Below are 26,153 nucleotides of genomic sequence, written 5' to 3' on the forward strand. Positions count from 1 at the left end.
TTTCTAATAATCACGAGATATGAAAAAGATAACAGCCATTCTGTTTTTTATCCCAATATTGTTTTTCTGCTCCTGCGAGAGCTATCTGGATATTCGTCCGGATGACAAAATAACCGAAGAGACTTTCTGGACAACCCCGGAAGATGCCACACTTGCTTTGAATGGCATTTACAGTGTGCTTCGTAACGACTATGTATATGGCTACGGAGGCGGCGAAGATGCCTGTACGCCGAATGCTTACCAGTGGGCATACTGGGAAGGACAGCATATGCAGGTAGGCGACGGGTCTATTTATTCCGGTTCGGGAGGTATCGTATCCGAACGATGGAAATTTTGTTATCAGGGAATTTACCGGGCAAACTATTTCTTTGAGAATATAGGTAGGATACCCAATATGGATACGGTAGAAAAAGAAACCATGTTAGGTGAGGTCCATTTTTTGCGTGGTTTGTTTTATAGCCTGTTAGTACGTTCTTATGGTGGTGTGCCTGTGATTCTTAAAACGCTTACTCCGGAGGAAGGCCGGCAGGTAACTCGTGCGACAGCCGATGCAGTCTGGAAACAGGTACATGAAGATTTTGACAAGGCGATCGGGTATTTGCCTAAAGATGCCTCCGCAAACGGTCATGCAACTTTAGGTTCGGCCTATGGGATGAAAATGAAAGCTTATCTTTATAATTCGCAGTGGGATAAAGTGCTGGAATATTGTGATAAGATAGACGAATTAAAGAAATATGATTTATACCCCTCTTACCATGGATTGTTCCAATATGAAAATGAAGGAAATGTTGAAACACTGTTTTCCGTATGTTTCATGGATGGACCATATTCGCAGGGTAGTATGTTCGACAGACGCTGGCAGCCCCAGAACCTGAAATATGGTATAGATGGTTCCAATTCAGTGGCTCCGACCCAACTGTTGGTAGATGAATATGAAACGATAGACGGTTCTCCTGTAGATAAAAACAATCCGTATGAGAATCGTGACCCCCGTCTGGATTTTACCATTTTACGTCCCGGAGCCAAGTTCCAGGGGCAACTTTATCCAACGGAGATAAAGAACCATACCGGGCAGAAGGTCGGTTTTGCCATACGTAAATATACGATAGAAACCATGCAGGTGGTAGCTGGTCAGTCTCCATTGGATTTTATGGTACTGCGTTATGGAGATGTGCTGCTCTGCCGTGCGGAAGCAATGATTGAAACCAATACCGATATAGATGGCGCTATCGATTTGATAAACCGTATCCGTACCGAACGGAATGATGTGAAGATGCCTCTACTTAAAAGCGGAATGGGACAGACGGAAGCCCGTAAAGCCCTGCGTCATGAACGGCGTATCGAATTAGCTTTGGAAGGGCAATTCTGGGATGATATCAAACGCTGGAATGCCGGGCCTGAATTTTATCCATGTAAAGTGATAGGCGGACAAGGCGAACTGATACAAACCAAGTTCTCGAAAGGATACGACCTGAAAAAGAATAATTTGTTGCCGGTACCGGATAGTGAAATCTCATTAAACCCCGGTCTAACTCAGAATCCGGGCTATTAACTTAGAATTTATAGGCTATGAAATACAAAGCATTGTTTTTGTTTGCAGCTGCCTTATGCAGCGGGGTTTCCCCGGAAGATGCAGCTGCACAAAATCAGAAAAAAACTCCCTTATCCCAAAACAGTAAATCTCAGGGTGCATTTGTTACGATAACTGGTATTGTAACGGATGATTCCGGTATGCCGATTATCGGAGCGAATATCTGGGCGAAGGCGTCATCGACCGGTACGAGCTCCGATCTGGATGGGAAATTTACGATTAAAGTCCCTGTCGGCGAACAGTTGACAGTTTCATATATAGGTTGTGTTACCCAACAAATAAAAGTAACAAAAGCCTCATCCCTGACCATTAAACTGGAAAGCGAAGCCATGGACCTCGATGAGGTAGTTGTGGTAGGCTACGGTACACAGAAAAAGGAACATGTAACAGGTTCTGTAACTCAAGTATCGGCAAAAGAGTTGACTAAAGTACCAATGACCAATGTATCCAATATGCTTGTCGGCAAATTACCCGGTCTGGCGGCTGTACAAAATTCCGGACAGCCGGGTGCCGACCAGGCAAGCATTTCCATCCGCAGTTATGGTACGTTCAACGATTCTTCCCCCTTATTGCTGGTCGACGGGGTGGAACGTACTTTCAATACGATGGACCCGAACGACATAGAGAGCGTCACTATTTTGAAAGATGCGGCAGCTTCGGCTGTTTACGGGGTTAGAGCGGCACACGGGGTGATTCTGGTTAAGACCAAACGAGGGTCCAAAGACCAGAAAGCCAATATTACCTATAGCGGTTCTTTGACGTTTTCAACCAATACCCGTTTCCCGAAATTCCTGAATGCACCGGACTATGCCCGATGGCATAATAAAGCGCGTCAGATGGATAACCATGCCCCTTATTTCAGTGAAGAAGATATAGCTAAGATGGAAGCCGGTTATGATCCGGACGGTATTTTTGGAAATACGGACTGGGTGGATTTGGCGTTTAAGAATTTCGGCGCTACCCAACAACATAATATATCTGCCGTAGGTGGAAATGAAAAAGTACAATACTTCGTGAGCGGCGGTTTTATGGATCAGGATGGTATTGTGAAAAATACGAACTTCAAACGTTGGAACCTGCGTGCAAATATAGATGTGCAGATTTCCAATAATTTGAAATTGTCGATGAATATGGCAGGGCGTATGCAGGAACAGAAATCCCCGGGATTTAGCATTTCTTCAGATGCCTATAACAGTCCTATCATGATGGCAACCCGCACATTGCCGATTATACCTGAAACCTACAACGGTTTGCCCGCAGCCTGGGGAGGAGAGGGAGGAACCCGCACCTTCAATCCGGTTGCCGCATTGGAAAGCAGCGGTTTTAACCAGAATAAGAAAAGTGTTTTTGAAAGCCAGATGACTTTAGCCTATGACATCCCTTTTATAAAAGGATTGCAGGCAAAGATGTTTGTGAGTTTTGACAAAGATTTTACCGAAACCAAAGGATTCCTGACCCCCTATAAAGTGGCTACTTTCGATATAGAAAAACGCCAGTATAATACCGTTACAGCGGAAGGAACAGGCAACGGTTCCCTGTTCCAGTCCGCTTCAAGCGGTCAGAAGTTTATGCTTCGCCCTTCCATTGAATATACGAATACATTCGGCAAACACGATGTCAATGCCTTATTCCTGTATGAGCAGACCAAGAATGACGGCGGTAATATGCAGGCGCAGCGAAAAAAATATTTACTGACGGATTTAGCAGAATTGAGTATGGGGCTCGAAGATGTGGAAAATTCGATACGTGGCAGCAGTTCCGCTTCCGCAATGGCGGGTTTTGTAGGACGTCTTAATTATGCCTATGCAAAAAAATACCTTGCGGAGTTTGCATTCAGGGCAGACGGTTCGTATAAGTTTGCCAAAGAGCACCGTTGGGGCTTTTTCCCTTCACTCTCTTTAGGGTGGTTGATGTCGGAAGAAGCGTGGTTCAGGAATGCGTTGCCTAAAATCGACAAATTTAAGGTCAGAGGTTCTGTCGGTTTGCTGGGACGTGATAATACAGCCGCTTTCTTATATAAGCGTTTGATGGCTTTAACAGCTTCGCCTTCTTATATCATAGGAGAGACCTATACTTCCGTTTACGGTCTTTACACCTTGAACTCTATTCCTTCTTCCACTTTGACTTGGGAAAAGACGCAAACTTGGAATGGCGGGATTGAAATGACCATGTGGAACGGATTATTGAGCGTAGACCTGGATGCATTCTATAAATATACGTATGATATTCTGGAAAATGTATCTGCTACATACCCGCCGTCTTTGGGTGGCAACTTCCCTTCAACCATTAATTCCGGCTCGGTATCCGTAAAGGGATTTGAGTTGAAGCTGGGGCATCGTAACCGGATACAGAAAGTGCATTATAGCGTGGATGGCTATCTGACCTATGCCAGGAATAAGGTATTATCCCGTTTGCAAAGCTCCAATTTGCCGGAATGGCAAAGTCTGATAGGACATCCTATCGGCGAAATACGGGGATTTAAAGCGATAGGTCTGTACCAGACGCAGGAACAGTTGGATAACCGTCCCGAAGGTCCCGGCGGCACACAGCGTTTGGGGGATATTATGTATGAAGACATTAACGGGGATGGAAAAATAGATTCTCACGATATGGTTGTTATCGGGCATTCTTCCCTTCCGGATATGAACTTCTCCCTGAATATGAATGTGGAATGGAACGGGTTCGATATCAGTATGCTGTGGCAGGGGGCAGCCATGAGAGACGTCGCTATCAGCGGGGCATATGCGTCGGGGACAAACGACCAGACCCAGTTCTCGAGACCTTTCTATGGCAATGGGAACTCTCCGTATTATTTGCTTGAAAATTCCTGGACCCCGGAAAATACAGATGCGGCATATCCCCGCTTGGGTGTGGACTGGAACAGCAATAATGCCTGGGCAAGTTCGTGGTGGATACGCAACGGTTCATATCTGCGCCTGAAAAATGCACAGGTCGGATATTCTGTTCCGTCCCGGATACTTAAATGCACAGGCCTGCAACGGTTAAGGGTCTATGTGTCGGGAACCAATCTATTGACATTCGACCATCTGAAATATCTGGACCCGGAAATGCCAAACGTAAATAACGGTTATTATCCGCAGCAAAGGACATACAGTGTAGGTTTAAATGCAACATTTTAAGGAGAGCGAATTATGGAAAAGAATATTATATATTTGATAATAACCACGGTATTACTTTCTTCATGCAGTGTATTGGATGTAGATGTGAAGGATAATTATTCGGAAGAAGTCGCATGGAAAAATGAGACGAACCTGGATTTATACGTACTCGGATTGTATTCGGCATTAAAAGAAACAAATAATGCGGAGATAGGCGGAACCGAACTTTCAGACGGTTATGCGGATATCTTGAAATATAGTCTGACTTCCATGTCGGCAAGTTATCATAACCGTGTATTGCTGATTGAGAATTTTATTACACCGGATAACGGGCAATTGAAAACCTGGGGTAATTATGACCGTATCCGCCGGGATAATGAATTTATTTGTGATGCACCGACCAAAGGCGCTCATCTGAAACCTGAATTTTTGAATATACGTGTTGCCGAAGCCCGTTTCATGCGTGCTTATCTGTATTATAAAATTATCCGGAACCATGCCGGCGCTATTTTACGTACGGCAGAAGGGGGACAGGTGGATAACCAGGACCAGAAAGATAAAGCACGTTCATCCGAGGAAGATTCCTGGAATTATGTGATAAAGGAGTTTCAGGAAATTGCGGAAATGCTGCCGGTTTCCTGGGATAAGGATAATACAGGCCGTGTAACGAAAGGAGCCGCCTACGGTTTGATGGCCCGTTGTGCTTTGTATGCGAAACAATATGATAAAGCTATCTGGGCGGGACAGAAGGTTGTTGATCTGGAAAATCAGGGAATCTATGGCTTGCAGCCTGACTATGCAACAATCTTTACCCAGGCATTTAATAAGGAAATCCTGTTGGCGGTATATTATAAGAAGCCGGAAGTGAAACATTATTTCGACCGTTATTTTGCACCCTCGGGCGATATCGCCGACAGGGGCGGCTGGGCAGGTCCGACTGAAGAGCTTGTCAGCCAGTACCAGATAAAATCGGGCGGCAAATATGTGGACTTTGACTGGAACAACAGCGAACATGCAGCAAATCCTTATGTGAACAGGGAACCTCGTTTTTATGCATCCATCCTTTATAATGGTGCTCCGTGGAAAGGCCGTACCCTTGAAACATTTGTGGGGGGCGCTGATGGATATATCGATTATTCCCAGGGAAATAATAAGGCTACGACAGTGACGGGCTATTATATGAAAAAGTTCCTGAACGAAAAGAATACGAACTTCGATATCGATGGCAGCGATTCTTTCTGGGTGGAAATGCGCTATGCGGAGGTTTTATTGATTATGGCTGAGGCTTATGCGGAAAGCGGTGATATGACCCATGCACTTGCTGCGCTGAACCGGGTAAGGGAGCGTGCCGGTATTTCTCCCCGGAACACATCCGATAAGGAAGAGTTTATGAGTTTCCTCCGTACGGAAAGAATGGTGGAACTGGCTTTTGAAGGACATCGCTACTGGGATTTACGCAGATGGAAACTTGCCCGGGGCGTGCTTCACGGACAGCGTATGCATGCTACCAAAATCACGAAAAAGGCGGATGGCACATTCTCTTACAAACAGGTTGCATGTGATGATGCAAACCGTTATTTCCCGGAGAAATATTACCTGATACCTGTTCCGAATTCTGAAATCCGGAACAATACGAAATGTGTCCAAAATCCGTTATGGTAAATTATACAACCTTTAAATCGTATTCGTATGAAACTCGATAAATATATAAGAACGTTCCTCCTTTTGTCTGTTATTCCGGGATTTATGTCCTGCCATAAGGCCGACGAAGTGAAACTGGGAGACAAGAGTGCCGTTCTTGACATGACAGCACAACTGTTTAACAGTGCCAGTGACAAGGTTTGGCAGGGGATATTATCAGCTAACCAGGATAGTATCTATTTTGATATTCCGTACTATTTGTCGGATACGGCAGCCATAAAGCCGGATTTGACGAAGATGATATTGCGGGCGAATCTTCCTTCCGGAGCTGTTGTGACTCCCGAATTGGGAGGTCTGAAAGATTTATCCAAACCCTATCCGGTAACTGTGCAGGCTGGAAACGGCACGCAACATGCGTATGTAATCTTAGCCCGTCTTTTGAAAAGCGATAAAAAAGAGATGACGGGATTCTCTATTCCTTCATTGAACCTGAAAGGAATAAATGCTTCGACAGATACAATCAAGTTAATCGTACCTCCCAAATTCGACCAGAATCTGTTGAAGCATGTGGTGCCTTCTTTTACCCTTTCTCCGTGGGCGTCTGTTTCCCCCGGTATGGATGAGCCTCAGGATTTTACAAAGAATGTGGTTTATACAGTGACGGCACTGGATGGAAGTACAAGTACGATAACAGTCGTCCAGTCGTATCCAAAGGTATTGGAGTATGGATTTGGCTTGACCTATCTGATGTGGCAGAAAGATTCTGATGCCGCCGGCTTTACCAGAGGCTTGGATTGTGGTTTGGCTGTATGTGGGGATAAACTGATTGTGGCAAGACGGAACCTTGCATTCTCCATCTATAATAAGTTGACAGGACAATTGCTATCCGAGCATGTAAATATTCAAGGGACGGATGCGGACGGCGTAGGCGGCATTATTTTCGGAATAGATACGGACGACAGGGATAACCTGCTTGCTGTTAATTTTACCCGGATAGCAAATGCCGGTAATATATTGAAGATTTTCCGCTGGAAGGACGGATTGAGTAATCCGCCGGAAGTTATCCTGCAATTGCCGGTGACTCATTTTGCGTCGGAGACAAACAGGGGTATCGATTTGGGACGCTCTATTAAAATAGCAGGAGATATAGATGGGGATGCCCAGATAATGGTTTCGATGGGCGGGAATGGTACGGATGAAAACCGTTCATTAAAATTCTCTGTAAAAAACGGGGTGATAACCAATGCCGCGAATCCTGAAATTGTTGCAGGAGAAGGTGTCAAGTATAAATGGAGAGGTAAATCCATACCTACGGCTGCAAGCGACAATACTCCGTATTTCGTGCTATCCGTCGGAACGGATAAAGGACTTGTTTATATGGATGAGAACAGGAAAGCGTTCTTGTTCGAAACCAATGAAAACAGTTCCGCTTTTTACAATAATACGGTTTACAGTATTGCCTATGGTGAGTTCAACCATGCAAAATATATGTTTGCCGCTTCCGGAAACTGGGCGTACCAGACCAAGTTATTGGGATTTGATGTTACCAATCCGTCTCTTATCCCGATTGATAAGAATGATGATGCCTATTATAAGAAATTCAATGTGTTTACTTCGTTGCCTAATATCTTGCAGTTTGCGAAGGGTGATAACGAGAATGCAACGGGAGACATTGCCGTAAAGATGAGCGACGACGGAAATAGCATCTATGTATATATGTTGGTGACGGATGCCGGAATTATGGCATATGAATTAACTAAATATGAAAATGTGAATTGATAGTATATGTATAGCGATAAACATAAAATGAATAAATCATCCGGCAGGAGCCCGCGTGCTTTGCGTTGCCTATATGCGGCAAAATGCTTTTTCCTTTTTCTCATCATTTTGCTATCCAGCCTTCCTGCGATGGTAAAGGCGGAGAAAACCGAAAAGCCCAAGTATATTTGGTTGGATGCGGAAGCCAATTATAAACGCTTCTCGAACCGGGATACGATTCGTTATTATCTGGATAAAATAAAGGATACCGGGTTCAATACGATCGTTGTGGATGTCAAGGCAACCGATGGCTTTGTCCATTATAAACGGACAAAACATATGCACGATGCCCGTCCCCAGCAGAAGTGGGATTATTTGCAGTTCTTTATCAAGGAAGCGCGAAAAAGGGATTTGAAAGTTGCCGTATCGGCAATGATATTCCCGGCAGGACGTCCGGCAAAGAAAAAAGGCGTTGTTTATGCAGATAAGCGGTGGGATGGAAAAACGGCTATCGAATACGCACCGACCGGAATGATGGATATACGGGACGACAGTACAAAAGTAGCCGCTTTCTTGAATCCTATACTACCGGAGGTGAGGGAATATTGTCTTGGGTTTATAAAGGAAATCGTATCTAACTATCAGTTCGATATTTTTGTCCTGGACTATTGTCGTTATTCGGGTGTCGAAACCGATTTCTCCGAAGCCTCCAGAATTGATTTTGAAAAGTATATCGGTGAAAAGGTTCCGGATTTCCCGACCGATATTTTTACTTGGGAGAGGGACAAAAAAGGGGATTGGTATGTAAAGGACGGAGTCTATGCCCCTTTATGGTACGAATACAGGGCGATGGTGATACATGATTTCATTAAAGAGGTGAAAGGGGAAATCAAAAAAATCCGTCCCGATATGGGATTGGATTATTGGGCTGCTTCCTGGCATCATGGTCTGTACCGGCAAGGTCAAAACTGGGGTGGTAATGAATACGACCCTTATGGGAAATATCCCTGGGCTTCCAAAGAGTATAAGAAGACCGGATTTGCATCGTACCTGAGCCATTTTATGAATGGTGCATATCTGAGCAAAGTGTATGGGAAAAGTGATCCGGAGTCTATGGAGTACGCCTATGCCAAAGGACGTGAAATAATAGGAGGGGAAACGATTATGCTGGGAAGTATTTATGCCCTGGCTAAAGATATAATGGAGGATGCTACTTATTTATCGTTGACACAAACCGACGGATTGGTGGTGTTTGATATTGTACAGGTAATTGAGTATGATTTGTGGGATACATTTAAACGGGCAATAGACAAAGCAGGTTACTAAGTTGTATCTTTTTGTAAGAAAGCAAAATATAGAATGAAGCAGGCAATCAGAAATATATGTTTGTTCTTCCTGTGTCTGGCTGTATATCCCTGCCAGGCACAGGCCGATTTAAAAAATATCGGATTCAGTGGGACTGTACGTTGTGAGGGCAAGCCGGTGGCAGGTGTTCCGGTCACCGATGGTATCCGGATAACGGTTACGGATAAACAAGGGCATTATTATTTGCAGAGTTCCCGGGACGCTGAATTTATCTATATTTCCACACCGTCGGGCTATGAATTGTTACCAGGTAGTTTTTATTTGCCGGTGACGGATAAGTCTGCCAAAAAGCAACGTTTTGATTTCGCCTTGAAGCAATTGCCGGTGGACGATAATAAGCATGCTTTTTTTGTTTGGGCAGATCCTCAGGTCTATGTGGATAGCGATTTGGAGCTGGTTGCGGCTTCGGTAAAAGATATGCAACAACTGATAAATGCCAATTATGAAAAGCTGCCGCTTCATGGTATTCTATGCGGGGATATTGTAGGAGACGACAAGTCTTATATGCCCAAAGTGAAAGCCATACTGGAAACAGGTGGTGTTCCGTTTTTCTATACTCCGGGCAACCACGATGTGGACAATGCACGTACGGACGAAGGAGCTAAAAAGACTTTCAAACAACATTTCGGTCCGGATTATTACTCTTTCGACAGGGGAAAAATCCATTATGTTATCTTGGATGATGTCTTTTGCGTGGGGCGCAGTTCGGCAACCATCGCTTATCTGACGGAGAAACAGCTTAATTGGCTGGAGCAGGATTTGAGCAGGATAGAACCGGGCCGTACGGTGGTTGTCTCTTTCCATATCCCGACGTATACCCGTGAGGCACGGAATAAGGAATGGTCGAAGGAATCGAATCATTCCGCTTTGCAAAACAGGCGTCAATTGTATAAGATTTTGTCTCCCTACCGCACGCACATTATGTCGGGGCATACTCATTATAACGAAAATTTTGTATTGGCGGACAGTTTGTATGAACATGTACACGCCGCACTTTGCGGACAGTTCTGGCAAGGGGACGATTGCAGTGACGGCACTCCGCAGGGATATGCCGTATATGAAGTGGATGGCGATTCGATTTCCTGGTATTATAAATGCCGGGGAAAGGATAAAAACTGCCAGTTCCGTGTCCATCCGTTGGGGACGAATCCGGAAAAACCGGATGCCGTAACCGTAAATGTCTGGAATTATGACCCGGCATGGAAAGTATACTGGTATGAGAATGGAATAAAACAGGGAGAAATGATTCAATATAAAGGGAATGACCCTTTTACTGCGGATTTTTATCGCAGGAATAAAGGGGCATTCCGTTATGATTGGTTGGGAACCGCATCGACCGGACATCTGTTTTACGCCGTGCCGTCTTCGCCGGAGAGCAAAGTGTCTGTTGAAGTCATCGACCGTTTCGGGAATCGCTTTAAATAAGCGTATATTATTTTCGGAGCGGTTGCCATTTCATATATGTTCCGGAGCGCCACAGCCATTCCAGCGGTCCGTACCGGAACTTTTTCAGCCAGTAATGGCTTCCTGCTATTTGCAGTACCGTGTAGCCCGTACATAAAAGCATTGCAAAGAATGTTCCGAGATATTCTCCTAATCCTAAACCAAACCGGACAAATAACAGGACACCGATAACCGATTGTGCTATATAGTTGGTTAGCCCCATCCGTCCGTAACTTACAACGGGAGCCAGTGCTTTTTGCACCTTTTCCGAACGGTAGGCCCAAACGATGAATACAATCCATAGATAAGCGGACAACAGGTTAATCATGTTGCCGGCAGGCATGGATATCCAACCTTCAAGATTATCCGGATTACTTCGTGGCATGTACGGTTGTAATAAGTAGAGCAAAGCCAGAAGGATTGCTGCTACTCCTGCCCACCGGTAAAGGATCGTACGGTAGATATTCAGATTCTCGAATAAACGTATCCTTCCGACAATTAATCCCAATGTCATGAATATACGCCCGGATTGCACTTGGTAGTTCAGTTTACGCATCATCCCGCCGGTAGCGTTTTGAATAGCCATTTCCTTAAAATTGGTAGCCGGCTGTATGCGTGCGGGACGGGCATTTGCCTGAACCGATTCTTCCTGCTGCTTGGGTTGGTTAAGGGCTTTATATCCCACAATACCTAACTGTACGCCGCCAAGGAGGAAAAACAAAGCGAGCCCAACCAGAATCTTATTCGATAATTTATACATCAACACCAGCGGGAAGCCGAGGATGGCATAAATACTCAGGATATCCAAACGGAACACCAGGCTGTGCAGTAAACCGATAATGAGCAATAACGTCAGCCGCCAGAAAAAACGGGAGCGGAAATCAATCCCTTTTTGTGCGGCGCGGTCCATCTGGATAAAGAAACTTAATCCGAAAAGCAATGAGAAAATAATATAGAATTTAGACGCTACAAAGTATTGGATGAACCAACGTGCAGCCTCGTTCATAGTTCCTTCCCAGGGAAAAAATTCGGGGGAAGAAGGGAATCCGACGCCAAAATATTGCATAGCGTGTGTCAGGCAAATACCGATTAAGGCAATTCCGCGCATGGCATCAATAACTGTAATCCGGGAGGAAAGACTTTTTACCTTGTCAAACGTGTTCATTTGCATAAAAAACAGGTTGTTTATTTGTATATTAATGATGTGGCAAAGATAAGGTGAATGAAAAACATGGGAGTTATACAAATTACAGGTAAAAGTATAGTTTTTACGGTAAATGAAGTTTTGTAGGTATTGAAGAACCAGCCTGATTCTGTTTTATATTCTGAAATTATTTCATGTTTCGTTTCCGTTTGTTAAATTTGTAGCGGGTTTATGATAACTTATAACGTTCCGCATAAAATACGCCGCATGTTTGACATTTCATTGGTAGAAAAACTAAAAAAAGGAGACCGGGAAGCTTTCAACAGTTTATTCCGCTATTTCTATCCCCGGGTAATGGCCTATGTTGCCGCTATCGTAGAAGATGAGGCGGCGGAAGACATTGTTCAGGATGTTTTTCTATATGTGTGGGAAAATCGTAAAAAAATGTATGCCGGCGAAGGTTTCCATTCCTATCTGTTTCAAGCGGCCTATACGCGTTGCCTGGATTCTTTCAGGAAAAACAGCTCGATGGAAAAGTATAACACGCATCTTTACGAAAAACATCTGGAAGATTACCAATCCCTGCTGAAAGGAGACACTCCTGTTATGGAAGAACTTTACACCAAGGATTTCTATCACCGTTTATATGAATTGCTTGAACAGATGCCTGCACAGCGCCGTGAAGTTTTTATCCTTAGCTATATAAAAGGCCTGACAGCCAAAGAAGTTTCGGAACAACTCCGGATGCCTCAGCGCACGGTGGAAAGCCATCTTTATCTGGCCCTTAAATTCCTGAAAGGGCATATGTCCAAAAACGATTATTACATGCTTTGCCTTTGTCTTTCCTATTCCCTTCTTTCCCAAGGCGTACATACGATTGGCGCCTGATATCCTATTTTATCCGGAAACGTCCTCTGTCGAGCGGCCCTTGATGTTGGTAGCGATATATCTTCGGCGAAACGCCTACCACGGGGATGAACGACTGCGTAAGGTTGGAATTGCTGCTGAAACTGCAATGTTGGGCGATTTCGTCCACGGTCAAATCCGTGTATTTCAGCATCAACTGTGCCTGATGCACCAGATAGAGGCGGATAAATTCCGATGCATTTTGTCCCGTAAGGATTTTCACGAAAGCGTTCAGTTCGGGGGCCGTTACGCCTATTAGCGAGGCGATGCCTTTGACCGTACGGTAGCCGGAGCGAAGGTAACGAAGGAAATCGTCCAATGCATCGATGCCCGTGGCAGGATTTGGGTCGGTAAGCTTCTCCCAATAGATGCTGCCGTCGGGACGGTACTTGCGTTCGTAGGTAAAAGGCGAAGCATAGAGCTTCTCCAGATTGAACTGCGGGGGCTTTCTTTGAATTTTCATGGTTTATAGAATATGTTTAATGCAAAAATATAGTTTTATTTGGTTTAAACATATTTTTTACCATGAAAAGAGGCGGTCGATTATGGTATCCATATATAAATAACATGATCCAACACGATTTTTTTAAGTTTACGTAATTGAATAACGGCTTTATATATGGTTTTCTTTATTTATTATAATCAGATAACGGCTTCTTACATGAATTTCTTTATATGCTGTAATCATATACCATGTTCGGATGTGATTTATTTTATTTTTACATATTGAATCCTAAAATAAATCGATGTTTTTACGAGGCAGGCAGGGAAGAACAAGCCGCCCCATACGGATGCTGCCATAAAAAAACAGTCCTGATTTGAAAAAAATATCATTTTAGCTCAGTAAATTTCCGGGGTAAACCGTTTAGCTTACATAAAAAGGAAAAATGGACTTTGATTATACATTGTTAGCGAAATATCTGATAGATGCACTCTCCCGGGAAGAGTCGGAGGCAGTGACGGAATGGCGTAATCTTTCGGAAGAGAATGAAAAAATCTTTTCCGGACTGGTCAAATTGCGTATTTCCCGGAAGTATATGCAGTATAATACACCTGAACATATAGAAAAGGCGTTGGATGTGGTAAATACAAAGATAAACAGGACATCCCGTTTCCGTCTTTTCCGTTCGGTCATGAAATATGCGGCTGTGGCCCTGCTGCTGCTTTCTCTTTCATATGCGGGTTGGGAATATTATAAGCCTGAAACCTGTGTGACGATTGCCGTAAAGCATGGGGAGGATATGAAACAATTTATGCTGGCAGACGGAACATCCGTCTGGTTGAAAGGCGGGTCTTCCTTAAAATATCCTGCGTCTTTTGGAAAAAAGACGCGGGAAGTCTCCTTGCAAGGAGAAGCGTACTTTGACGTCTCAAAGTACGCAAATGCCCTTTTATATATCTACTGAATATCTGCAAATAAAGGTGCTGGGTACGGCCTTTGATTTAAAAACAGACCTTGCAAACAAGAAGATAGAAACGACCCTGGTAAGGGGCAAAGTAGCTTTGCTGGACCAAGACCGGAATGAGGTGATGACTATGTCGCCGGGAGAGAAAGTTACTTATACCCATGCCAATCATCAATATATATCGGAAAAGGTAGATGTAAATCTGTGTGCAACCTGGCGGTTGAACCAATCCATTTTTGAAAATGCCACACTACGGGAGATCGCAAACCTGCTTTCTGCCAAATACAACGTGAACATAAATATCGAATCGTCCGAACTGGCCCGGCGCAAATTCAGGTGCGTGTTCAATAAGGATGAAAACTTGCAGGATATACTGAATTTATTGGGATATCTGGCTCCTGTCCGTTACAGGATAGAAGGGACGGAGGTCTTTATATGGGAAAGTACAACTAAAAAATGAATGCCTATGAGGAATTAGACGGAAGAAGAACAATTAAACACATTACAGAAACATTACAAGCTATTTGTAACTGAAAAATTAGTACTAACAAAACAAATCACATGTATGAATAAAAAAGCATCTATTGCCACTCTGGCAATGTTTTTGGCTGCCGCATCTCCTGCATTGGCAGTAAACGACGCACATGCTTTGTATGTGAATCTGGAACTGGCTTTAAACAAGACAACAGTCGGTACAGTCATACAAAGCATAAGCCGGCAGACGGGTTATGAATTTTCTTATGATGAAGCATTATTGAACAAAGAAATTTCGCAGGTTTCAATCAATGTAAAAAATAAACATATAGAAAGTGTCTTGAAACAGGTTTTCAGGAATACGGGCATCTCGTTTAAAATCGTGGACAACCGGATTTTCTTGAAAGACGAAACCCGGAGAAATTCTTCTTTCTCCGAAGCGGAATATAAAAATGCCGTTAAACAACAGAAGAAAAAAACGATAACGGGTACGATTATCGACGATAGCGGATTGCCTGTTATCGGTGCGAATATTGTAGTGAAAGGCTTGACGCAGGGTACGGTAACGGATCTGGATGGCAAGTTTACATTGCCGGATGTTCCGGATGGTGCCACCTTGGTGGTTTCGTATATCGGTTATCTGGACCAGCAGATTCCGGTAAATAATAAGACTGCGTTCAATATTACTCTGCATGAAGATACGCAGAAACTGGATGAGGTCGTTGTGGTAGGTTATGGCGTCCAGAAGAAAGTGAACATGACCGGTTCCATTTCGAATGTAAAAGCGGAAGAACTGACGGCTATTCCGAACTCCAACCTTTCCAATTCATTGGCGGGACGTGCACCGGGTATGACAATTACCGGCAACTCCGGTTTGATGGGAGCGTCTTCGCAGATACGTATGCGCGGCGGCTTCGGTGACCCGCTGTTCGTTATCGATGGCATTATTCGTGACAAGGAAGCTTTTGATGCCTTGGAACCGAATGAAATCGACCAGTTGAGTTTCCTGAAAGATGCGGCAACTGCGTCTGTGTACGGTTCGGCTGCCGGTAATGGCGTTGTACTGGTGACAACCCGTGGCGGTGTGAAGAACAGCAAGCCTGTATTTAACTATCAGGGAACCTATTCATTCAGCAAGCCGACCAAGGAACTGTTCTCAGATATGTGGTCTGCCACAGATGAGTTGGCTTATCAGAATAAGGTGGCCGAGTTTAATGGAACAAAACTGCCGAACGGTCAGGCCGAATTTGATTATTTTAAAGACAGGAGTTATAATATAAACGATTGGATCTGGCAGAACCCGTGGAATACGAAGCATTCGTTGAGTGTGACCGGCGGTTCGGAAAAAGTCCAGTATTATGTAATGGGTAGTTTTCTGGGCGAGGAAGGCTCTTATGAAAACCTGAAAAACAAGAAATACTCTTTGCGTTCGAACATTACGATGAATTTGTCGAAATATATCTCCATGAATGTGAACCTGGCTGCCAATCAGTCCGACGACAAGCGTTTTTACTGGCCGTTCTCGGATGACGACGACCAGGTGGTATACGACTTGTACCGTTGTACATTCAACTCCCTTAAAACAACGCCTTTCTATTCATATCTGGACGGCACGCCGGCTAATGAACAGACGGATTACCCGATTTATCCGGATTTCGGCTCCTGGCAGGGATGGAACGTGGTAGACCAGGTGATTGGCGACCGTTACATTAAGACCCGCCGCAGGAATATGAACGGCATCGTTTCGTTCAATGTGGACTTGGGCTTCCTGGTAAAAGGGTTGTCTACTAAAGTAACGGCAAACTATGTGGGCAAGGATTTCTCCCGTAAGAAATATATGACTTACCAGAAAAACTATAAATTCCAGCAGGCAGATCCGAGCGGAAACCGTTTCTTGCCGGCACCGTTGAATGTCGACGAATATAATATCTTCAACTTCAGCCAGAATTATGAAAACCTGCATTATCAGATGAAATCCTTGTGGAGCGAACAGTTCAACTGGTTCGTCAACTACAATAATTCATTCGGCAAGCATGATGTAGGTGCGATGGTCGTATTCGAACAGGCATCCAATGGGGGCGAATATGTACAGGCGAAAGGGGAAGACCCGCTGACGCATATCGACCAGATGTTTGTATTCTCCAGTGATGCGGAACGCCGTTGGGGAGATGCGGAAGAATATACCGGCGGACGTTTGTCGTGGATCGGCCGTTTCAATTATACCTACGACCAGAAGTATATCGCCGAGTTTTCTTTCCGTTATGATGGCAATACCTTGTTCCCGAAAGACCATCGTTGGGGATTTTTCCCTTCCGTATCTGCTGCATGGCGTATCAGCCAGGAATCGTTTATGGAAAGGACATCGGATTGGTTGAGCAACCTGAAATTACGCTTCTCCTACGGTACGACCGGTAATGATTTGGATTTGAGCAAAGACCCGATTGATAAAATTACGGCATTCTCGTTTATCCAGAAATATGAAAGAGTGACAGACAAACCGTATGTGTTCGGTTCGAATCTGGCGAACGGAATCAAAGCGGGGGATACGCCGAACCTGGCATTGACATGGGCTACGTCTACGACTTATAATGGCGGTTTGGATTTCGGTTTCTTTGATAATCGCTTGAGTGGTACATTCGATGCGTTCTATCGTAAGGAAACGGACATCTTAGGCCCGCGTACGATTTCCATACCGAGCACCTACGGACAGAGCCTGGCTCCGGAAAACTATGCGGCCCGCTCTTGGCGAGGTGGCGAACTGGCTTTAACCTGGATGGATAAGGCTGCAAAAGGTGCAATCGACTATTCTGTTTATTTGAATTTAGGTTTCTCGCGCGACCAGTGGGATATTCTGGACGAATCGGCAGTATATAAAGCAGGCGGAAACCTCGAAAACCTGTCGAAGATTGGTATGTCCGACAGCCGTTTGATTGGTTATAAGGCTGTTGGCCTTATCCGTACTCAGGAAGAAGTGGATGCTTTGAAGGCAAAAGGTTTCAAACAGTTTGGCCGCGATCCTTATTTGGGAGGTATTTTATATGAAGATACACGAGGCGATGGATATGCTCCCGGACCGGATGGCAAGATTGATGGTAATGACTATTACAATTTATTGTCAGAGAATACGACTCCGCGTATCAACTATGGTTTTGGCGGTAAAATCAAATGGAAAGGCATCTCGGTGGATGTTCACTTCCAGGGCGTAGGTAAATATGATCGCGCGGTAGGCGGTGTAGACGGCGGTTTCTACCAGCATGGCGGTGCGACCCGTCCTTATTTCCCAATCTGGACGAGTGATGATTGCTGGAGCCTGGATAATCCGGATGGAAAGTACCCGCGTGTGGTTGGCCAGAGCTGGTATGAATCAGGAGTGGGAAAGACCAGTTTCTGGTTGAGGAATGGTGCTTATTTGCGTTTGAAGAACCTGAATGTCGGATATGATTTGCCGAAAGCAATTTTACGCCCGTTAGGTCTGACTCAGGCACAGATATTTGTAAATGCAACGAACCTGTTCTCTATATCCGCTATTAATGAATTTATGGACCCGGAACAGGAATACTATGATTCTTATCCTCTGATGAAGACATTTACATTTGGTCTTAACTTTACATTCTAATAATCATGAAGAGTATGAAATTGAAAGAAATAAAATATGCAATCTTGTGTACTGCCGCTGTTTTGGGCGGAGTAACGACAAGCTGTAATACATTGGACATCGATAACTTGAACAGTTATGATGAAACAATGGTCTGGACGGATGTGAACCTGGCAACTGCCTATGTGAACAATCTGTATGCCGAATGTTTCGGTAATTGGAATTCTGGTGCGGATGCAAACTCGGAACAATTGTCGGGTATTGAGTTCTATCTGGGAAAGATTACAATTACCGGTGGCGATTATAAGAAATGGACATATAATGAAATCCGGCATATCAATGTTGCCATTCAGCAGTTGGAGGCAAGTACGATAGACAAAGAGACTGCTAATTCATTGTTGGGGCAGGCTTACTTTATGCGTGCTTATATGTATTATTGGATGGTGCTTTATCATGGAGGCGTACCTTATATCACAACTCCCCAGGATAAGGATACGGACGATTTGTATGTTCACCGTACAAGTACACCCGAATGTTTTGATAAAATGATTGCCGACCTTGAAAAAGCAATTCCTCTGTTGCCGGAAAAAATAAAAGGCGATTCTCCCGATTATGGACATATAGACCAGGTTTTTGCTAAATCGTGGAAAGCGAAAACTTTATTGTTAAAGGCTTCTCCGCAGTTTAACCCTAAAAATATGTATGGTAATAAATATTGGGAAGAAGCTTACACGGCAGCAAAAGAGGCTTATGATTTCTGTGTGGCACACGGGGTGGCTTTGACGGAAAACTATGAGGATATCTGGGTGAAGGAAAAGGGGCCGGAAGTGGTATTCCCGGTTGTCAATTCGAATCCGAATAAAACTTCTGTATGGGAATATACGACTCGCCCGGCTTCGGTCAGCCGTGATAAGGCATATAATAATCCGACCTGGGATTTTGTAAAAGCCTTTCCAATGCTGGATGGTAAGAAGTTTGATGACCCGTCAGGCAAATATGCTAAGACCGAAGGTGAACTTTTGCAATCATTCTGGGTAAACCGCGACCCGCGTTTTGAAAAGGTCGTTTTGCATAATGGAGCAGAATATCCGGTGGCGGGCAAACCGACTGGTTACAGGCAATACAATGCGCTGGGATTGTGTGATCCGGGCGACCAGTATGGTATAAATCCGAATGCTCATGTGAATGCTACGAATAACGATATCTTTACCGGCATGTATATTTATAAGGCCTCGGACTTATCTTTATCCCAGGAAAAAGTTATGACATATGATATCGACTACATTCTGATGCGTTTTGCCGAAGTAATGTTTATTTATGCCGAGGCGGCGAATGAAACAAACCATTCGGATGTATCTGTCCAAATGTTGAAGGATATTCGTAAACGTGCCGGAATCGAAGCGGGCACGGATGGCCTGTATGGATTGAAAGTGGGCAGCCGTGAAGAAATCCGTCAGGCAATTCTGGATGAACGTAATGTGGAATTGTGCTATGAAGGACACCGTTTCTGGGATTTGCGCCGTACACGCAATATGATGCAGTTGAATAACCTGACAAAATATGGTGTGGAAGCCATTGCAATCAATCCCGACGGTTCGGAAATGGATTTGAACAAGGCTAAGGAATTGGCTCTGAAAAATGAATTGAAACCGGAAGATTTCCGTTATGTAGTTCGCCAGGTTCCTTATACGGATGCAGCAGAGAAAAAGTTTATCATTGAAGAATCTTTCTACTTCTTCCCGATTCAACAAGTTAATATAGATGAAAATCCGAATTTAGAGCAAAATTCTAATTGGGGTGGGACATTTAATCCGACGATGGAATAAAATAATAGTTTATCTTTGCAAGGACGCGGTTGACAACTGCGTCCTTGAATTTCTGTAACGTCAAATTTTTAATACTTTATAATATCATGAAAACAAAAACCTCATTGTTGCTATTAGTGTTACTCTTTACATTTTCGTTTGTTAAGGCCCAGGATAAAATTACAATCGGGGTTATTCAATATGACCACAGTGATATTGATAAGAGTTTTAAAGAACTGCACGAACTGGGCTTCGGCTCTTGCCAGCTAAATTATAAAAATACAGTGGATAAGGCTTTTGCCGATAAAGTAAAAGCGGCATCCAAAAAACATCAGATAAAAGTGACAACGTTAGTAGGTGTTCCGGGACATTGCGTATGGAATTTCCGTCAGGGCCCGGCTACTATCGGTTTAGTTCCGAAGGAGGGACGCGAAGAAAAATTGGAAACTTACAAGAAGATGATCGATTTTTGTGTGATGGCAGATATACCGGCCATGCATTCACATTTCGGATTTATTCCGGAAGATCCGTCTTCTGAACAATATAAAGATTTTATCCGGGTGATGAAAGGATTGGCAAACTATGCCAAAGAACGGAATATCATGATTTATTTCGAGACAGGGCAGGAAACGCCTACAACGCTGATTCGTGCGATTCATGATATAGGAACAGGCAATGTTTTTATCAATTGCGACCTCGCTAATCTGATCATGTACGGTAAAGCAAATGCTTTGGATGCAGTGAAAATGTTTGGCAGCCTGATTAAGGAATTTCATGCGAAAGACGGTAAATATCCGACAGACCCTTATGAGTTGGGTGCGGAAGTCAATATCCCGGAGGGTGAAGTGAATTTCCCGGCAGTTATTGCCGAACTGAAAAAACAGAATTACCACGGTTCGCTGACTATTGAATGTGAGTTGAACGGCAGCCAACGGGACTATATTATTAAGACCCGCAAATACTTGCAGGGATTATTGGATAATTAATAATTGAAGCTTGATTTATAAAATAATTAATTATTGATTCGCTGAATTATTAAATAATTAATATATTTGTCAATCTTCTTTTTTAAGGAAAGGTAATTAAGTACTTAATCGATATAAATAGATTATACCATGAAGACAAGTAGAAGAGGGTTCCTAAAGACCCTTGGGGGGGTGGCATTATTCTCTATTGTGCCGCGCCATGTGTTGGGGAATGGATATATTGCCCCGAGTGATCAATTAACTAAAGGTATTATTGGTACCGGTGGTATGGGACGCGGGCATGTGAATTATGCCGGTACACGCCTGGTTGCTGTTTGTGATGTGGATAAAAAGCATTTGGAACTGGGAAAACAGCTGGTAAAAGATAAAATCGCCGCTTATCATGATTTCCGTGATTTGATTTTGGATGAGAATGTGGACATTGTGCACATTGCAACTCCGCCGCACTGGCATGGAATTATGTCTGTTGAAGCAGCAAAAGCCGGAAAAGACGTGTGGTGTGAAAAGCCTATGACACGTACTATCGGGGAAGGCAAGCGGGTGATGGAAGCCATGAAGCAGTATGGACGTATGTTCCGCCTGAACACCTGGTTCCGTTTTGAAGACCAGTTCTATGGACTGGGAACGCCCGTTAAACCTTTAAAGAAATTAGTGCAAAGCGGTATGTTAGGCTGGCCTTTGAAAGTGACAATCAGTAAACATACGGGTTTCGACTGGAAATTTTATTGGGTAGGAAAAGATTACTTGGAACCACAATCGGTACCTGCCGAACTGGATTATGACATGTGGTTGGGCCCGGCTCCTTATAAACCGTATAATGCACATCGCGTACATCAGACTTTCCGCGGATATTGGGATTATGATGCCGGAGGTTTGGGAGATATGGGGCAACATTATATCGATCCAGTACAATACATTCTGGGTAAAGATGAAACCAGTCCTGTAAAAGTGGAGGTAGATGCTCCTCAACAACATCCGGATGCTGTAGGAACCTGGCGTTCTATTACATATACGTATGACGACGGTTGCCAGATCGTATTGTGGGGTGGCGATTATGGTGATCCGAACACGCCTTATATCTCAGGTCCGAACGGCAATGTATATAAGAATTTCGTTTGCGATATTCCTGATTGGGAAAGAAAGCTGGCTGAATATCCGGAACCGGAACCTCAGGTGACTGATTTTATCGAATGTATCAAAACCCGCCAACCTTTTGCTCTGAATGAACGTAATGGTTTCAGGTCTGCTACGATAGTAAATATGGGAGGTGTGGCTCTGCGTCTGAACCGGACGTTGAACTTTGACCCTGTGAAGTTGGAATTTGTTGGTGATGAAGCTGCAAATCGTTTACTGGAACAGCCGATGCGCGGACCCTGGAATATTTAATAGATGAGAGAGTAGACTTTTGAATTGAAATAAATCAGAGAAAATGAAAAGAACATATATATCGATAGCCGCTTTGTTACTGTGCAGTAGTATGCTGGTTGCACAGGCTCCGGCCAACCGTACTGCAAAAACGATTGCAGCTGATGTGCTTGCCCAGATGCCGGCAGCGAAGCAGGCTGAATACAATAAATTGATAAACGACTTGAGTTCGACCGGCGAAGAAGGGGTTCTGATGCTGGTGAATATGATAAACGCTCCGGGTAAGGGCAGTAATGCCAATGTGGATTACGCATTGAGCGGATTGACTCATTATGTAATGGCTAAAGGAGAAGAGAGTGCACGTTTGACAACAGCCAAAGCCTACATGAAAGCATTGGATATGTTGACAGACCGTGAATCGAAAGCATTTATTATCCGCCAACTTGAAATTCTTGGAGAAGATGAATGTATCGATACGCTTGTCTCTTATCTAAATGATGAAAGTCTCAGCGGTCCGGCTGCGCGTGCTCTTTCTGCCATAGGCAGCGAGAATGCGGGGAAAGCTTTGGTCGCATCGTTAATGCGCCGTTCGGGTACATTGCAGACTCAGAAGGATATTGTCCGTGCCATTGCACAGGCACAGGTCCCGGATTCCGAGGCCGCTTTGAGAGCATTATTGGGTTCCAGTGACCCGAACATGCAGAAAGAATTGTTTTATGCGTTAAGCCGTGTCGGAACAAAAGCCTCATTGCCGAGTCTGGCAGAAGCTGCCGCTGCTGCCGGATATACGATGGATAAATTAGGTGCTAATGAAGCTTATATCACATTAATCAAACGCATTGCCGCACAGGGCGATTTGCAGACAGCGGAAAAAGCTGCGAAAGATTTGATGAAGAAAGCGACAAAGGCTGATGCTTTGCAAAGCCGGGAAGCTGCTTTGCAGATTTTGCTTGCAGTTAAAAGTGGTGAAGCTACCAAACAGGTTGTTGCTGCAATGAAAGATGCAGATAAGGGCTACCGCAATGCTGCATTGAATTTTGCCTCCGATTATGCAAACCAGGCTATGTATGTCGAATTAATGAAGGTGATGATGAAAGCCAAACCGGATGTTAAGGTCGATATTTTAAACTGGCTCGGACGTGAAGCGAAAAGACCTTCACAACATGATATTATCAAGAATCTGGAAATTCGTTTCGACCTTCCTGCCAAACAGGTTTTGCTGGAACAGTTGAATAAAGGGGAATATCCGGTGAGAGAAGCTGCTGCATGGACAATTGTCAAGATTGGTGATCAATCATGTATCCCTGCTTTGGCGAATCTGCTGAAGAGTGACGACAACCAGATGGTTCTGCTGGCTCAGGATGCATTGATTGCATTTAATGGCGATATTGATGCTGCTGTAGCAAAAGCCATACCTGCTGCCGGTAATGCCGGAAAGATTGCCGGACTTCAATTATTGGCTATGCGTAATGCAACAGCAAATATTAATACAGTATTGGAACAGACGAAATCCGAATCGCCGGAAGTTGTGGCTGCTGCTTACGTTGCATTGAAGGATGTGGTAAGCGACCGTGACTTGACAAATCTTTGTGGAATGTTGGAGACTGCCGATGCTTTGGCTATCCCACCGTTACAGCGTGCTGTAATTTCTGCTTTGTCTTTCTTGCCGAAAAATGAACAGGCTTCTACAATTACACGCCGTATGATACAAGCCGGTGATAATAAAAAATCTTTGTATTATGTGGTACTGGCTTCAACCGGACAACCGGAAGCCTTAGCTACAATCGTGAAAGGATTCCGCACAAGTACAGGTGCACAACGGGATGCTGCATTTGAAGCTTTATTGAACTGGAAAGGCATTGAAGCTGCCGATGAACTGTTTAATATCTGCAAGGAAAACACTTCTTCCAATTATTTCAATCCGGCACTGAATGCATATGTCAAGTTGGTTTCTAATCCTGCAATCACAGGTGAAAATCGTTTGTTGAAATTACGTAAGGCTATGGAAATAGCTAAGACAGATCAGCAAAAGATTGAAATATTGAAGCAGATTGAAAAGACTGGAACCTTCCTGGGTATGTTGTATGCCGGTGAGTTCCTGAACCAGAAACCTGTACAACAGGCTGCCGCTAATGCTGTTATGAATATTGCATTAGGCAATAAGGACTATACAGGAACAAATGTCCGCGACTTGCTGAATAAGGTGATACAGGTGCTGGATAATCCGGATGCCGGTTACCAGAAAGAAGCCATCCGGAAACATCTTGCAGAAATGCCGGCCGGTGAAGGGTTTGTTTCCATCTTTAATGGCAAAGACCTGACCGGATGGAAAGGTTTGGTAGAGAATCCGATTGCACGTGCTAAAATGAAACCCGCTCAATTGGCTAAAGCTCAGGAAAAAGCAGATGAACAAATGCGTAAAGACTGGGTGGTGGAAGATGGCATGATGGTTTATGTAGGTTCAGGTTTCGATAATCTGTGTACAGACAAGCAGTATGGAGATTTCGAAATGTATGTAGATTGGATGCTTGATCCGGCAGGACCGGAAGCTGATGCAGGTATCTACCTTCGTGGTACGCCTCAGGTCCAGATATGGGATACTTCCCGTGTGGATGTCGGTGCACAAGTAGGTTCAGGTGGTTTATATAATAACCAGGTGAATGAAAGTAAGCCGTCTAAAGTTGCCGACAACAAATTAGGAGAATGGAATAGCTTCTATATTAAGATGGTGGGCGACCGCGTAACTGTTGTCCTGAATGGGGAAAAGGTCGTGGATGATGTTATCCTGGAAAACTATTGGGATCGTAACCAGCCGATACCTATGATGGAACAGATTGAATTACAGGCTCACGGAAGTAAAGTTTACTATCGCAACCTATATGTAAAGGAACTGGAACGTAAAGAACCGTTCAAACTGTCTGCCGAAGAAGCTAAAGATGGTTTCAAGGTGTTGTTTGACGGAACAAATATGCATGAGTGGACCGGGAATACAGTAGATTATACATTGGAAGATGGTTGTATTTCTATGATACCGAGCAGAAGCTTCGGAGGAAACCTGTATACGAAGAAAGAATATGGAAACTTTATCTATCGCTTCGAATTTCAATTGACTCCGGGGGCTAACAATGGGGTAGGTATTCGCACTCCGATGGAGGGAGATGCCGCTTATGCAGGTATGGAAATCCAGATACTTGATTGCGAACATCCTATTTATAAGGATATTACCAAATATCAGCATCATGGTTCCGTTTACGGGATTATTCCAGCAAATGCCGATCATCCCAAGGCTTTCAAACCTGTGGGCGAGTGGAATGAGGAAGAAATTGTGGCTAATGGAGATAACATCCGTGTAACAGTGAACGGGGTGGTTATCCTTGAAGGTAACATCCGCGATGCTGTGAAAAACGGTACTCCCGACGGAAAGGAACATCCGGGATTGTTCAATAAGAAAGGACACATCGGTTTCTTAGGTCACGGCTCTCCGGTTAAATTCCGCAATATACGTATCAAGGAATTGAAATAATATATCATATTAAAAAAAAGTCAGCGGGGATC

The 26,153-nt window shown here is 44.0% G+C and carries 16 protein-coding genes; 14 read left to right on the plus strand and 2 right to left on the minus strand.

From position 1 onward, the window contains the following. Positions 1-19 precede the first annotated feature (19 nt). The 6 genes from ACGE0T_RS05465 to ACGE0T_RS05490 are packed head-to-tail and all read left to right on the plus strand — an operon-like array spanning position 20 to position 10,899. Complete coding sequence (locus ACGE0T_RS05465) at positions 20-1,552, plus strand: RagB/SusD family nutrient uptake outer membrane protein (protein ID WP_459189527.1); 1,533 nt, start codon at positions 20-22, stop codon at positions 1,550-1,552. 17 nt (positions 1,553-1,569) lie between these two features. Further along, positions 1,570-4,731, plus strand: a complete 3,162-nt coding sequence (locus ACGE0T_RS05470; RefSeq protein WP_459189528.1) for a SusC/RagA family TonB-linked outer membrane protein — start codon at positions 1,570-1,572, stop codon at positions 4,729-4,731. A 12-nt stretch (positions 4,732-4,743) separates the two neighbouring features. Further along, a complete protein-coding gene (locus ACGE0T_RS05475; protein ID WP_459189529.1) occupies positions 4,744-6,372 on the plus strand; it encodes a RagB/SusD family nutrient uptake outer membrane protein in 1,629 nt (542 codons plus the stop codon). Positions 6,373-6,399: 27 nt separating this feature from the next. After that, positions 6,400-8,130, plus strand: coding sequence for a DUF5018 domain-containing protein (locus tag ACGE0T_RS05480; RefSeq protein ID WP_459189530.1), 1,731 nt, complete (start codon positions 6,400-6,402; stop codon positions 8,128-8,130). A gap of 27 nt (positions 8,131-8,157) precedes the next feature. Then, positions 8,158-9,435: an alpha amylase family protein gene (locus tag ACGE0T_RS05485; RefSeq protein WP_459189531.1), complete on the plus strand. Its 1,278-nt coding sequence runs from the start codon at positions 8,158-8,160 to the stop codon at positions 9,433-9,435. Positions 9,436-9,468: 33 nt separating this feature from the next. Next, entirely contained in the window at positions 9,469-10,899 is a 1,431-nt protein-coding gene (locus tag ACGE0T_RS05490; protein WP_459189532.1) for a calcineurin-like phosphoesterase C-terminal domain-containing protein, read from the plus strand. 7 nt (positions 10,900-10,906) lie between these two features. Here the strand turns inward: ACGE0T_RS05490 and ACGE0T_RS05495 are convergent, their stop codons facing one another. Then, positions 10,907-12,088: a DUF418 domain-containing protein gene (locus ACGE0T_RS05495; protein WP_459189533.1), complete on the minus strand. Its 1,182-nt coding sequence runs from the start codon at positions 12,086-12,088 to the stop codon at positions 10,907-10,909. A 204-nt stretch (positions 12,089-12,292) separates the two neighbouring features. Between ACGE0T_RS05495 and ACGE0T_RS05500 the strand changes: the two genes are divergently transcribed. Next, positions 12,293-12,949, plus strand: coding sequence for an RNA polymerase sigma-70 factor (locus ACGE0T_RS05500; RefSeq protein ID WP_459189534.1), 657 nt, complete (start codon positions 12,293-12,295; stop codon positions 12,947-12,949). Between the two features lie 4 nt (positions 12,950-12,953). Here the strand turns inward: ACGE0T_RS05500 and ACGE0T_RS05505 are convergent, their stop codons facing one another. Next, positions 12,954-13,430 (minus strand): helix-turn-helix domain-containing protein, encoded by a 477-nt coding sequence (locus ACGE0T_RS05505; protein ID WP_459189535.1) that lies wholly within the window; start codon positions 13,428-13,430, stop codon positions 12,954-12,956. 424 nt (positions 13,431-13,854) lie between these two features. On the opposite strand from ACGE0T_RS05505, the gene ACGE0T_RS05510 reads away from it, so the two are divergent. The 7 genes from ACGE0T_RS05510 to ACGE0T_RS05540 all read left to right on the plus strand — a co-directional run bounded on the left by ACGE0T_RS05510 (position 13,855) and on the right by ACGE0T_RS05540 (position 26,121). Then, positions 13,855-14,373, plus strand: a complete 519-nt coding sequence (locus ACGE0T_RS05510) for a FecR domain-containing protein (protein ID WP_459189536.1) — start codon at positions 13,855-13,857, stop codon at positions 14,371-14,373. After that, on the plus strand, positions 14,351-14,833 hold the full coding sequence (locus tag ACGE0T_RS05515) for a FecR family protein (protein WP_459189537.1): 483 nt from the start codon (positions 14,351-14,353) through the stop codon (positions 14,831-14,833). The genes ACGE0T_RS05510 and ACGE0T_RS05515 overlap by 23 nt, the downstream gene beginning before the upstream one ends. 105 nt (positions 14,834-14,938) lie before the next feature. Further along, entirely contained in the window at positions 14,939-18,463 is a 3,525-nt protein-coding gene (locus tag ACGE0T_RS05520) for a TonB-dependent receptor (RefSeq protein WP_459189538.1), read from the plus strand. Between the two features lie 14 nt (positions 18,464-18,477). Further along, entirely contained in the window at positions 18,478-20,268 is a 1,791-nt protein-coding gene (locus tag ACGE0T_RS05525) for a RagB/SusD family nutrient uptake outer membrane protein (protein ID WP_459189539.1), read from the plus strand. Positions 20,269-20,354: 86 nt separating this feature from the next. After that, positions 20,355-21,233 carry a sugar phosphate isomerase/epimerase family protein gene (locus tag ACGE0T_RS05530; protein WP_459189540.1) on the plus strand — a complete coding sequence of 293 codons (879 nt, stop codon included), beginning with the start codon at positions 20,355-20,357 and terminating at the stop codon, positions 21,231-21,233. Between the two features lie 129 nt (positions 21,234-21,362). After that, the gene (locus ACGE0T_RS05535; RefSeq protein WP_459189541.1) at positions 21,363-22,619 is read left to right on the plus strand and encodes a Gfo/Idh/MocA family oxidoreductase; all 1,257 of its coding nucleotides are present in this window, start codon (positions 21,363-21,365) and stop codon (positions 22,617-22,619) included. A 43-nt stretch (positions 22,620-22,662) separates the two neighbouring features. Beyond that, a complete protein-coding gene (locus ACGE0T_RS05540) occupies positions 22,663-26,121 on the plus strand; it encodes a family 16 glycoside hydrolase (RefSeq protein WP_459189542.1) in 3,459 nt (1,152 codons plus the stop codon). Positions 26,122-26,153: the final 32 nt, after the last annotated feature.

Source organism: Parabacteroides sp. APC149_11_2_Y6, from assembly GCF_054506995.1.

Bases quoted from the DNA above. Each gene is read 5' to 3' on its own strand.
- ACGE0T_RS05465 (WP_459189527.1), top strand. From the start codon at position 20: ATGAAAAAGATAACAGCCATTCTGTTTTTTATCCCAATATTGTTTTTC.
- ACGE0T_RS05470 (WP_459189528.1), top strand. From the start codon at position 1,570: ATGAAATACAAAGCATTGTTTTTGTTTGCAGCTGCCTTATGCAGCGGG.
- ACGE0T_RS05475 (WP_459189529.1), top strand. From the start codon at position 4,744: ATGGAAAAGAATATTATATATTTGATAATAACCACGGTATTACTTTCT.
- ACGE0T_RS05480 (WP_459189530.1), top strand. From the start codon at position 6,400: ATGAAACTCGATAAATATATAAGAACGTTCCTCCTTTTGTCTGTTATT.
- ACGE0T_RS05485 (WP_459189531.1), top strand. From the start codon at position 8,158: ATGAATAAATCATCCGGCAGGAGCCCGCGTGCTTTGCGTTGCCTATAT.
- ACGE0T_RS05490 (WP_459189532.1), top strand. From the start codon at position 9,469: ATGAAGCAGGCAATCAGAAATATATGTTTGTTCTTCCTGTGTCTGGCT.
- ACGE0T_RS05495 (WP_459189533.1), bottom strand. From the start codon at position 12,088: ATGCAAATGAACACGTTTGACAAGGTAAAAAGTCTTTCCTCCCGGATT.
- ACGE0T_RS05500 (WP_459189534.1), top strand. From the start codon at position 12,293: ATGATAACTTATAACGTTCCGCATAAAATACGCCGCATGTTTGACATT.
- ACGE0T_RS05505 (WP_459189535.1), bottom strand. From the start codon at position 13,430: ATGAAAATTCAAAGAAAGCCCCCGCAGTTCAATCTGGAGAAGCTCTAT.
- ACGE0T_RS05510 (WP_459189536.1), top strand. From the start codon at position 13,855: ATGGACTTTGATTATACATTGTTAGCGAAATATCTGATAGATGCACTC.
- ACGE0T_RS05515 (WP_459189537.1), top strand. From the start codon at position 14,351: ATGCCCTTTTATATATCTACTGAATATCTGCAAATAAAGGTGCTGGGT.
- ACGE0T_RS05520 (WP_459189538.1), top strand. From the start codon at position 14,939: ATGAATAAAAAAGCATCTATTGCCACTCTGGCAATGTTTTTGGCTGCC.
- ACGE0T_RS05525 (WP_459189539.1), top strand. From the start codon at position 18,478: ATGAAATTGAAAGAAATAAAATATGCAATCTTGTGTACTGCCGCTGTT.
- ACGE0T_RS05530 (WP_459189540.1), top strand. From the start codon at position 20,355: ATGAAAACAAAAACCTCATTGTTGCTATTAGTGTTACTCTTTACATTT.
- ACGE0T_RS05535 (WP_459189541.1), top strand. From the start codon at position 21,363: ATGAAGACAAGTAGAAGAGGGTTCCTAAAGACCCTTGGGGGGGTGGCA.
- ACGE0T_RS05540 (WP_459189542.1), top strand. From the start codon at position 22,663: ATGAAAAGAACATATATATCGATAGCCGCTTTGTTACTGTGCAGTAGT.